This is a genomic window from Candidatus Arsenophonus lipoptenae (assembly GCF_001534665.1).
GTDB lineage: Bacteria > Pseudomonadota > Gammaproteobacteria > Enterobacterales > Enterobacteriaceae > Arsenophonus > Arsenophonus lipoptenae.
The window spans coordinates 76,216-88,481 of record NZ_CP013920.1; the positions used below are offsets into that span (position 1 = coordinate 76,216).

A 12,266-nucleotide genomic window follows, 5' to 3' on the forward strand; every position below is an offset into this window, starting at 1 on the left:
TTCATTGGTTATTAATTATTTTATATTTTTATTTGCAAAAATATTTTGTATAAAAACATTTTATTAAACATACATATAATTTAATTCTTCTATATAATTTATAAATCAGTATACTACAAAGTAAAAAATCAAAATGAAATTTATCTCATTTAATATTAATAGCATTAGAGCTCATATACATCAGTTAAAGGCTATTATCAAAAAACACAATCCTGATCTAATTGGATTGCAAGAAACTAAAGTTGATGATAGTGTATTCCCTTTAGATGAAGTAGATCAATTAGGCTATAATATGGTTTATTATGGACAAAAGGCACATTATGGTGTTGCAATTTTTTGCAAACAAAAAATAATTAATATTCAAAAAGGATTTCCTAATGATAATAGAAATGCCAAACGCCGTATTATTACGGTTGACATTGAAACAAAAAAAGGATCTATTACCATAATAAATGGTTACTTTCCACAAGGTGAAACCCGTTATCACCCAACAAAATTTGCTGAAAAAAAAGAATTTTTTCAAAATTTACAGAATTATTTAAAAAAAAATATTTTACCACAATCAAATATAATTATTATGGGAGATATGAATATTAGCCCAACAGATCATGATATAGGAATTGGAGAAATTAATAAAAAACGTTGGTTAAATTCAGGCAAATGTTCATTTTTACCTGAAGAAAGAAAATGGATGAATAAATTACAATCGTTGGGATTAATAGACACATATCGTGAAAAAAATCCAAACACTACAAATAGATTTTCTTGGTTTGATTACAGATCTCATGGTTTTATGAAAAATAGAGGACTGCGAATTGATTTTATATTAGTATCTAATTCATTATTTTACTATTGTACTGAAACTGGTATCGATTATGAAATTAGAAGTATGAAAAAACCATCAGATCATGCTCCAATTTGGGCTAAATTTAATTTTGAATAATAAAATTTCTATAATATATTTTACTGAAAATAAAATTTAATTATATAACTATATGCAATTCTTTTAAAATTTTATATAATATTAATTTAATAAATTTTATAAATTAATTTACACAATATTATCATTAAATAAATATAGATATAAATATAAATAGATAAGTAATGATCATAATTTATAGTAATTAGTAATAAATATACTTCAAAATATTAATATATTTTTAATAAACTGTAATTAGAACTATATAAAAAATTAATATCAACTATGTATAAAGATAAACAATCTACATTGTTTATCTTTATACAAAATAAAAATTATCATTTTAATAAAATATTTTAATTATAAGATTGGAGATAATATGCGAAAACCATGGAATGTATTAGTAATTTTTTTTAAATTTATTTGGCAACTGCTTAATTTTATTAAAAATTTCGTCATAAATTTTGTTTATATTTTTTTTATATTTATTATTTTAAATAGTTATTTTTCATATAAAAATGAAAAAAATTTCACTAATAAATATTATGGAGCATTACTTATTAATCTACAAGGTATAATTGTTGATCAAGTATCTATACCTAAATCAATTTATAAAATAATTAGTGAATTATTGAATTCATCAAATAGACAAACACAAGAAAACTCATTATTTGAAATTGTACAAATGATCAGACAGTCAATTTATGATGATAAAATTACGGGTATTGTTCTACAATTAGATAATTTAGTTAGTTCTAATCAATCATCTTTACAATATATTGGTAAAGCGCTTATTGAATTTAAGCAATCTGGAAAACCTATTTACGCAGTAGGTAATGGATACAACCAATCACAATATTATTTAGCTAGTTTCGCTAATAATATTTATATGTCAAAACAAGGTAACGTTGGAATTTATGGTTTTTCGACTAATAAACTCTATTTTAAAACTTTACTAGATAACTTAAAAATTAATAGAAATATTTTTCGTATTGGTAATTATAAATCAGCAATAGAACCATTCACTCGGGATAATATGTCACCTGAAGCACGTAAAATAGATAAAAAATGGATTAATATCTTATGGCAAAATTATTTATCGACTATTGCTTACAATAGAAATACAACACCAGAAAATATTTTTCCAGGAATTAATAAATATATTGAAAAAATGAAAACTGTTAATGGTGATAGTGCTGAATATGCAATTAAACAAAAACTAATTGATTATATTTTTACTCCAAAAATTATAGAAAAAGTATTAAGAAACCAATTTGGTTGGAATGATAAAACACAAAATTTTAATCATATTAGTATCTATGATTATGCCAATAAAACAACACAACAAAGTTTACTTACTATATTAAAGAAGTCTCATGATTTTTCAAAAAATATTGCCGTAATTGTTGCCCAAGGAGCTATCATTGAAGGACTGCAAGAGCCTGGTATGGTTGGCAGTACAACAACTGTGGAGCAAATACGTAAAGCTAGAATTAATCCTAATATAAAAGCAATTATTTTACGTATCAATAGTCCTGGAGGTAGTGTTACAGCTTCAGAAGCAATACGTAATGAACTTGTTGCTGTTAAAGAACATAATAAACCTATAGTAGTTTCAATGGGAGCAATAGCAGCATCAGGTGGTTATTGGATTTCAACACCTGCTAATTATATATTTGCTAGTCCAACAACTCTAACGGGTTCAATTGGTATTTTTGGTATAATCAATACACTTGAAAAAACATTAGGTAGTATTGGAGTGTATAGTGATGGTATTTCTACAACTCCATTAGCAGATATTTCTATAACAAAAGGTATTAATAAATATTACTCTGATATTATGCAAATTAATATAGAAAATGGTTATAATAATTTTATAAAGTATGTTGCTCAAGGACGTAATAAAACAATAGAAGAGATAGAGAAAATAGCACAAGGGAAAATTTGGATAGGTTTATCTGCAGTACAAAATGGATTAGTTGATGCCTTGGGAGATTTTGATGATGCAGTAAATAAGGCGGCAGAATTAGCTAATATTCAAGTACCAGAACTTGATTGGATGCAACCTGAACCTTCTTTTATTAATCAATTAATATTCACCTTAACTTCAAATTCAAAAGAAATAATGTTGAATATATTAGAATCATTTTTTTTTCAAAAAACAGTTCATTATTTTCAACAACAAAATATGATTGATAATCATATGAATGATCCACAAAATCGTTACGCATTTTGTTTGAATTGTGCTGACGTTTATTAACAATAATTTAATAACATATTTGAAAATATAAAATTATCTATATTAATAAATGATAAAAATATAAATTAGAAAAACTATTGACTTTATAACTAAATTAATATTTAGAATTTTTTGCATTTATTATAATCAATTAGTATTAATACTGTTATTTAGACAGTTTCATCATTATTTAATAGATTAAATAATGATATTGAATTAATTATAAAATGATATATAAAGATCAGTTTGTTAAAAACAAAACATATTTTATGATATATATGTTATAATATATATATGAAATTATTTTATACTATAGCTAAATAGTGTATTATCAATTTTTATTTTTTTAATAAAAAATTCTTTTCAATTTATAATAATACTTTAAAAAAATAAATATTCCAGTGCAAATATATTAATATTATATAGTTAAAAATAGATATTAATTTGATGTTTTTAAAAATATTTTGTATATTTTTATGATAGTTAAATATTATTAATGCTTAATAAATTACAATTAAAAAAACAAAAATTTTTTATATTTTTCAATTAAATAAAGTATAAATGGTGGAGTATTATGACTATAAAAATAGGTATTAATGGATTTGGTCGTATTGGGCGCATTATTTTTCGGGCCGCTCAAAAGCGTAAAAACATTGAAATAGTAGCAATTAATGATTTATTAGATGCTAATTATATGGCCTATATGTTGAAATATGATTCAACACATGGACGGTTTAATGGAACCGTAGAAGTTAAAAATGGAAATCTAATAGTAAATAATAAAATAATTTACTGTACGGCAAAAGAAGATCCTATTTCATTACATTGGAATAAATTTAATGTTGATATAGTTGCTGAAGCTACTGGTCTTTTTTTAACTGATCAAAAAGCTCGTAAGCATATTACAGCTGGGGCTAAAAAAGTAGTTTTAACAGCTCCATCTAAAGATGATACCCCAATGTTTGTAATGGGGGTCAATCATAATAATTATAGTGGCCAAGATATCATTTCTAATACCTCTTGCACTACAAACTGTTTAGCGCCATTAGTTAAAGTGGTTCATGATAAATTTGGCATTATAGAAGGTCTTATGACCACCATTCATGCAACAACAGCTACCCAGAAAACTGTTGATGGACCTTCAATTAAGGATTGGCGTGGTGGTAGAAGTGCGTTACAAAATATTATTCCTTCATCTACTGGGGCCGCTAAAGCTGTTGGTCGGGTCATTCCTGAATTAAATGGTAAATTAACTGGGATGGCTTTTCGTATTCCAACCCCAAATGTTTCAGTAATTGATCTTACTGTTCGTTTAAATACAAAAACTACCTATAAAAAAATCTGTCAAACAATACAAAATGCAGCTAATGAAGAATTAAAAGGAATTCTAGGTTATATAGAAGACGATGTTGTTTCTACTGATTTTAACGGTGAAATATTAACATCAATTTTTGATGCAAAAGCAGGCATTGCCTTGAATGATAATTTCATGAAATTAATTGCTTGGTATGATAATGAAACAGGATATTCAAATAAGGTATTAGATTTAATTGAACATATCTCTAAGTAAAATAACAACAATTTACTAAAAGCCAGGCATTCAAAGCTAGCTTTTAGTAAATTGTTGTTATATAAATGCTTTTAATATTAATATATAAAATTTTAAAAACAAAATTAATAGCTTCTAATTTAAATATATTTAATTTATATTCATTTGTTTTTATTAACTACAAAAAATATTTTATCTTGAAATATTAGTTGATGACTTATATCATAAAAATAACAAGTGTTTTATAATAGATATAAACTTTTTATTTATAAAATCTAAATATTGAGAAGATTCTTTATTTTATAATATTTAATATAATAATATATAAAACTTAATATATTGTTATATTAAAATTTCAAATTTTAATAACATATTTATTAATAATGGTAAATTATAATGAATATAAATATCAAATCAGTAATATTTAAAAATTTTCTAGGAGATACCCCAGAATGGTATAAATTCATAATTATAATATTTTTAATAATTAATCCAATATGCTATTTTTTTATTAACAATTTTATTTCCGGTTGGTTATTAATTATTGAATTTCTTTTTACTCTTACCATGGCTCTAAAATGTTACCCATTACAACCTGGTGGATTACTAGCTATTGAAGCAATAATAATTGGTATGACCTCACCTAAACAAGTAAGCAATGAAATTGCTAATAATATAGAAGTAATATTACTATTGATTTTTATGGTTGCAGGTATTTATTTCATGAAACAATTATTATTAAATTTTTTTACGAAATTAATATTATCTATTCATTCAAAACGATTACTTTCACTAACTTTCTTTTTAGTTAGTACTCTTTTATCTGCTTTTTTAGATGCGTTAACTGTAATAGCTGCAGTTATTAGCGTAGCAGTTGGATTTTATTCCATTTACGATAATTATATGAATCAAAAAAAATACATGCAAAACTACGATAGTAAAATCATCACAGATAAACAACAAACATTAAAACAATTTCAAGGATTTTTACGCAATTTAATGATGCATACCTGCATTGGAAGTGCACTAGGTGGGGTAATGACAATGGTAGGTGAACCACAAAACCTAATTATTGCTAAATATGTTGATTGGAATTTTTGTTCTTTTTTCTTGCATATGATACCAATAACATTACCAGTATATATATGTGGAATTATTATTTGTTATTGTGTCGAATATTTTAAATTATTTGGTTATGGTATTGAACTACCTAAAAATATTTATCATATATTACAAATACACTATAAAAATATCAATAAAAAAATAGAACATACAGAAAAATTAAAACTCATTAGTCAAGCTTTAATAGGAATCTGGCTAATTATTTCGCTAGCTTTCCATGTTGCAGAAGCTGGCTTAATTGGTTTATCTGTAATTATTTTAATAACCACATTTTGCGGTATTACTGATGAGCAAGCAATTGGAAAAGCATTTAAAGAATCATTACCATTTACAGCTTTATTAATAGTATTTTTTTCAATTGTCGCAGTAATTATTGATCAAAATCTTTTTACGCCATTTATCAAAATTATTTTACAATCTTCTAAATCATCACAACTTTTTTTATTTTATTTATTCAATGGACTATTATCTGCCATTTCAGATAACGTTTTTGTTGGTACAGTTTATATAAATGAAGCAATAAACGCTTTTAAAAAAGGATTAATATCTCGAGAACAATATGAATATATCGCAGTAGCTATAAACATAGGTACTAACTTGCCTTCAATAGCAACTCCAAACGGGCAAGCAGCTTTTCTTTTTTTATTAACTTCAGTACTTTCACCACTTATTAAACTTTCCTATGGACGTATGGTTATTATGGCAATACCTTATACTATTATTCTTACGGTTATTGGTTTAATAGCTATAGAATTTTGGTTAATTCCAATTACTGAATTGTTTGCTTTATTTAATTGGATACATATATCTAAATAATACATATTAAACTATTTTTTAATAAGATTAAAATATAGTTTAATATATCACTTAAACTAAATTAATAAAAATAATGTGATAAAATAAAATGAAAATACTAAATTTTTTTTTCTTATACTCTCAAAATAGAAAATTTTGGTTAATATTAACTATTAGTGCGTTTATAATAGAAATTATTACTTTTTATTTTCAGTATATTATAAAACTAAAACCATGTTTATTATGTATTTATGAACAAATAACAATATTTGCTATATTAGTAGCAGGGTCTATTGCATTTATATCTCCTAAAAGTAATTTTCGTTTTTTAGGATTAATATTATGGTTATATAGTAGTTGGATAGGATTAAAATTAACTTGGCAACATAATAAACTAAATTTTTACGAATCTAATATATATTACTGTAATTTTATCCTTAACGTACAACCATGGTCATTAATTAAACGATGGATTCCTTCTATTTTTGAAACTTATAATAACTGTATTAAACAACATTGGTTATTTTTAAATATTGAAATCTCAATATGGTTATTAATTATTTTTATAATTTATTTTCTTATAGCAACTATTGTTCTATTTAGTCAAATTTTATTATTAAAAAAGTAACTAAATTATTTAAATTTTAAATAATTTAGTTAAAAATATAAATTAATCTAAAATAATATTTTTTATTGCTTTTAAATAATTTAAAATAAATAAATTACATATTATAATTTAAATCATATTAAATTTAAAAAATATTTTAGATAATAGGAAACTATTTTGATTAATAATCATAAATCATCATTTATTTTTCACGATTATGAAACATTTGGAAAACATCCAGATATTGATCAACCAGCACAATTTGCTAGCATAAGAACTGATTTAAATTTTAATGTTATTGAAGAACCTCAAAAGTTTTTTTGTTCTCCCACAAATGACTATCTTCCACAACCAGAATCTGTTATGATAACTGGTATTACTCCACAATACGCTATCAATAATGGTATTCATGAGGCTAAATTTGCAAAACGTATTCATGATATATTTAGTGTACCTAATAGTTGTATTTTAGGGTATAATAATATTCAATTTGATGATGAAATCACTCGTAATATTTTTTATCGTAATTTTTACGATCCTTATGATTATAGTTGGAAAAAAGGTAACTCAAGATGGGATTTATTAGATGTATTACGCGCTTGTTATGCATTACGACCTGATGGTATTAATTGGCCATGTAACAATGAAACAGGTTTACCTAGTTTTAAACTAGAACATCTAACAATTAAAAATAATATAAAACATAAAATTAAACATGACGCTATGTCAGATGTTTTAGCTACTATAGAAATAGCAAAATTAATTAAACAAGCACAACCAAAAATATTTAATTATTTTTTTCAATTAAGAAAGAAAAATAATATTAACCAATTAATTGATATTATTTCAATGAAACCATTAGTTCATATTTCTGGAATATTTGGAACAAAAAGATTTAATACTAGTCTAATTGCCCCTTTAGCTAGGCATCCAAAAAACCGAAATGCAATTATTGTTTGTGATCTAGCAATAAATATTAATCCACTATTACTATTAGATAGTAATACATTAAGAAATATTCTATTTGATCCTAAATATAAATGCATTAATAATATAACAATTCCAATTAAATTAATACATACTAACAAATGCCCAATATTAGCACCACCTAATATACTTAGTTCATCAGATGCAGGACGTCTAAAATTAGATATTGATACTTGCTTAAGTAATCTAACAATTTTAAAAAAACATCAAGAAGTACGCGAAAAAGTAGTGCAAATTTTTATGAAATCAAAATATTCACTTACATCTACAGATGTAGAATCTACAGATGTAGATACTATGTTATATCATGGTTTTTTTAATGATAGAGACCGTAAAAAAATAGCTATTATACGTAAAACTTTACCAAAAAATTTACCATCATTAAATTTAAAATTTGAAGATCCACGTATAACGAAATTATTATTCCGTTATCGTGCCAGAAACTATTTTGATACACTGACAAAACAAGAAAAAAGTGCTTGGCTATGTCATAGACGCACTAAATTAAACAATAAAAAAATTACCGAATATATAGAAGCTATTAATAAATTATTTATAAAATATAAAGATAATAAAGAAAAGTGTAATCAATTAAAAGAGTTAATCAATTATGCTAATCAAATAACTTGTTAAAGTTAATTAAAATTTTTTATATTTTCAATTATTGAAGGAAAAATAAGAAATGTCAATATTTTTATTTGATATCTACAGTATAGTTGTGTCTTGTAACCTGTAATTATTATTTCTTTTTGTAATTAATTACATTTTTCTATTTAAACTATATATAATTCATAATTATTATATTGTTTTTTTGAAGAAAACACTATTTTTTCTTGATTATTTTTCATTAAAAATTTATTCTTTTTAATCCCATAACTAATAAAAATTTTATTAACAATACATTGACTATTTTTGAATTGTTCTTTAACTATATTATTTATTTTATTATTGTTGATATTGTAAATAATATTGATATTGTCAATATTTTCAGATAATTTTGCAGATTCAAAATCTTTTCGATAAAAATTTTCAATAGCTTTAATATTTACTTTTGCTGTATTATTTAGTTTATTATTATTTAATAAATAATTTTTTAATATTAGCTGTGTATTATTATTTTGATAAATCTCATTTAGTTGAATATTTTTATTAAGTAATAATTTAGTTTCAATTTTATTTATATTATTATTTTTATTATACAAAATAGTTGCCATTCTTTTTTCTTGATTTATTATAAAAAGTTTCTTATTACCTGATGGTATTTTATTGAATTTATGTAATTTCATTGGATATTGAATCCATACTTTACATAAAGTTATTTCAAGTGAAATAACAGCCATTTTTAGCGTTACTAGCGACTTTTTTTGACTTTCATTACGAAATCGTCTACGCCTCTGTCCACTAACTCTTAAATGTCTAGGAGATCTCCTTGAACGCCTAGGTATTATTATGTCTTGTCTATCCTTAACATAATTTTTAGATATTTCTAAAAATTTAATTTGTTCTTTAATATTTTTAATATTCAGTGTTTTTTCTTTTGTTATCTGAGTAGTAGACATAACAATAGATGCAGTAGATGTTAATAATGAATTATTTAAGTTTATCTTATTTTTATTAATTAATTTAGTATCAGCATATTCATTAATTGATACAGTTTTATGATCTGTTATATTGTCATGTATTATAGAATTGACTAATTGATGTTTCTGATGTTTTTGAACAATAACAAATTGTTTTTCAGTACAATCTTTATTATTGATTTTAGTTTTTAGGTTAAATTTTTCTTGTTCCTTTTTTTCTTTAATATCACTCTTATTAGAGTGAATATCGCGTGTTTTGCAATCTTCGATATCATAACACAACTCTTTTTTATAAAATCTGCTATTTAAATTAACTTCATCACATGTATCAATCTTCTGATTATCTATTTTATTCTTGTCTTCTTTCCTTTGTTGAATTAAATAATTATGATTTCGTTTATTATTATGTTGTTTTTTATAATTATTTAATATTTTTTCATAAAATTGATTAAATTTGATAAACAATTTTTTAAAAAAAATAAAAAAAATTTTTAAAAAAATCAGTGAATTTTGTATATAGTTTAATTTTCTATTTTTATTAGATTCTACTTTACTAATCACTACATTTTTTGTTCTTCTTTGAGAAGATTCTAAAACAACAGTAGATATAGCAGGCTGTTCAGGTTTTTTCTCACTAATACCATCATCCACGGTATTATTATTTATTCCAAAATTATGATATTGTGCAAGATAATAACTTAATGTTGAAATTTCTTCACCCTTACGAATACGAATTACATTAAAATTAGGTGATTGCATTTGATCATTGGGAACAATAATAATACGAATATTATGTTGTCTGCGTTCAATTTCATTAACAGAATAACGTTTTTCATTCAATAAGTAAGATGCTATTGGTACTGGTACAATAGCATGTATTTCATGTGTATTTTCTTTTAATGCTTCTTCTTCAATTAAACGTAAAATAGATAGTGAAAGGGATTCATGATCACGTATTGTACCTGTTCCGCTGCAACGAGGACAAACATAATGACTAGATTCACCAAGTGATGGACTTAACCTTTGTCGAGACATTTCAAGCAAACCAAATCTTGAAATACGAGCAATTTGAATTCGTGCTCGATCTTGTCTTACAACATCACGAAGACGATTCTCAACTTCTCTTTGATGACGCATTAAAATCATGTCAATAAAATCAATAACAATTAATCCGCCTAAATCCCTTAACCTTAATTGTCTAGCAATTTCATCAGTAGCTTCTAAATTAGTATTAAATGCTGTTTCTTCAATATCACCTCCACGTGTGGAACGAGAGGAATTGATGTCTATAGCAGTTAATGCTTCGGTCGTATCTATAACTAAAGAACCTCCAGAAGGTAACCTAACTTCACGTTGAAAAGCTGATTCAATCTGTGACTCTATTTGATAATGGCTAAATAATGGGATATCTCCATTATAATATTTTATTTTACTAGCAAAATCACTACGTCCAATAGCTGTAACATGATACTTAGCCGTTTTTACAATTTTTTCATTATCAATTAAAATTTCTCCAATATCAGAGCGAAGATAATCACGAAAAGCACGTACAATAATATTACTTTCTTGATGAATAAGAAATGGTGCTTCTCTATTTGCTGCTGCTTGTTTTATTGCTTCCCAGTGCTTAACACGATATTGCAAATCTTGCTGTAAAACTTCTGCTGATTTACCAACACCAGCAGTACGGATAATTATTCCCATACCATTTGGTATATCTAATGAGGATAATGCCTCTTTTAATTCAATACGATCTTCTCCTTCAATACGACGAGATATTCCACCAGCTCTAGGGTTATTTGGCATTAAAACAAGATAACTGCCAGCTAAACTGATAAAAGTAGTTAGTGCAGCACCTTTATTTCCCCTTTCTTCTTTATCAATTTGAATAATAACTTCTTGTCCTTCTTTTAAAATATCTTTGATATTATAGCGACCATTAATTTGATAATAATCAGGTAAATATTCACGTGCAATTTCTTTGATTGGAAGAAAACCGTGTCTTTCTGATCCATAGTCAACAAATGCTGCTTCTAGACTAGGTTCTAATCTAGTAATTTTTCCTTTATAAATATTTGATTTTTTTTGTTCGTGTCCACAATTCTCAATATCTAAATCATAAAGACGTTGTCCATCAACAAGAGCAACGCGGAACTCTTCTTGTTGAGTTGCGTTAATTAACATTCTTTTCATTATAAATACTCATTATGCTACTAATCCAAAAAATTGCAACTAAACTAATAATGGATACTATTGACTAATAATTTGTTAATTTATAAGATTTTTACTTAGAATTTATAATTCATCATTTATATAAAATTAGTTTTGATAATTATTTCTAATAAAACACTATACTCAAAACTAATAATTTTATTGAATATATTAGTTTGTACTTAGTTTTATTTTATTTATCCAATAAATAAACTTAACAAAATAATATTTTAAAAAGTTATAATCATTTATATGAT

The 12,266-nt window shown here is 24.3% G+C and carries 7 protein-coding genes; 6 read left to right on the forward strand and 1 reads right to left on the reverse strand.

The window, feature by feature from the left end; genetic code table 11:
* Nucleotides 1–133 precede the first annotated feature (133 nt).
* The 6 genes from xthA to sbcB all read left to right on the forward strand — a co-directional run bounded on the left by xthA (nucleotide 134) and on the right by sbcB (nucleotide 8,851).
* Nucleotides 134–943 (forward strand): exodeoxyribonuclease III, encoded by an 810-nt coding sequence (gene xthA, locus AUT07_RS00310; RefSeq protein ID WP_066282623.1) that lies wholly within the window; start codon nucleotides 134–136, stop codon nucleotides 941–943.
* 355 nt (nucleotides 944–1,298) lie between these two features.
* Nucleotides 1,299–3,179 (forward strand): signal peptide peptidase SppA, encoded by a 1,881-nt coding sequence (gene sppA, locus AUT07_RS00315; protein ID WP_066282626.1) that lies wholly within the window; start codon nucleotides 1,299–1,301, stop codon nucleotides 3,177–3,179.
* Nucleotides 3,180–3,732: 553 nt separating this feature from the next.
* A complete protein-coding gene (gene gap, locus AUT07_RS00320; RefSeq protein ID WP_066282629.1) occupies nucleotides 3,733–4,728 on the forward strand; it encodes a type I glyceraldehyde-3-phosphate dehydrogenase in 996 nt (331 codons plus the stop codon).
* A gap of 375 nt (nucleotides 4,729–5,103) precedes the next feature.
* Entirely contained in the window at nucleotides 5,104–6,645 is a 1,542-nt protein-coding gene (nhaB, locus tag AUT07_RS00325; RefSeq protein WP_066282631.1) for a sodium/proton antiporter NhaB, read from the forward strand.
* A gap of 88 nt (nucleotides 6,646–6,733) precedes the next feature.
* On the forward strand, nucleotides 6,734–7,252 hold the full coding sequence (dsbB, locus tag AUT07_RS00330; RefSeq protein ID WP_066282633.1) for a disulfide bond formation protein DsbB: 519 nt from the start codon (nucleotides 6,734–6,736) through the stop codon (nucleotides 7,250–7,252).
* 156 nt (nucleotides 7,253–7,408) lie between these two features.
* Nucleotides 7,409–8,851 carry an exodeoxyribonuclease I gene (sbcB, locus tag AUT07_RS00335; protein ID WP_066282638.1) on the forward strand — a complete coding sequence of 481 codons (1,443 nt, stop codon included), beginning with the start codon at nucleotides 7,409–7,411 and terminating at the stop codon, nucleotides 8,849–8,851.
* Between the two features lie 140 nt (nucleotides 8,852–8,991).
* Here the strand turns inward: sbcB and rne are convergent, their stop codons facing one another.
* Nucleotides 8,992–11,991 carry a ribonuclease E gene (rne, locus tag AUT07_RS00340; protein WP_066282644.1) on the reverse strand — a complete coding sequence of 1,000 codons (3,000 nt, stop codon included), beginning with the start codon at nucleotides 11,989–11,991 and terminating at the stop codon, nucleotides 8,992–8,994.
* Nucleotides 11,992–12,266 lie beyond the last annotated feature (275 nt).

What these genes read in the sequence shown, in the direction of transcription:
- dsbB (WP_066282633.1), top strand. Translation starts at nt 6,734, where the DNA reads ATGAAAATACTAAATTTTTTTTTCTTATACTCTCAAAATAGAAAATTT.
- sppA (WP_066282626.1), top strand. Translation starts at nt 1,299, where the DNA reads ATGCGAAAACCATGGAATGTATTAGTAATTTTTTTTAAATTTATTTGG.
- gap (WP_066282629.1), top strand. Translation starts at nt 3,733, where the DNA reads ATGACTATAAAAATAGGTATTAATGGATTTGGTCGTATTGGGCGCATT.
- nhaB (WP_066282631.1), top strand. Translation starts at nt 5,104, where the DNA reads ATGAATATAAATATCAAATCAGTAATATTTAAAAATTTTCTAGGAGAT.
- rne (WP_066282644.1), bottom strand. Translation starts at nt 11,991, where the DNA reads ATGAAAAGAATGTTAATTAACGCAACTCAACAAGAAGAGTTCCGCGTT.
- xthA (WP_066282623.1), top strand. Translation starts at nt 134, where the DNA reads ATGAAATTTATCTCATTTAATATTAATAGCATTAGAGCTCATATACAT.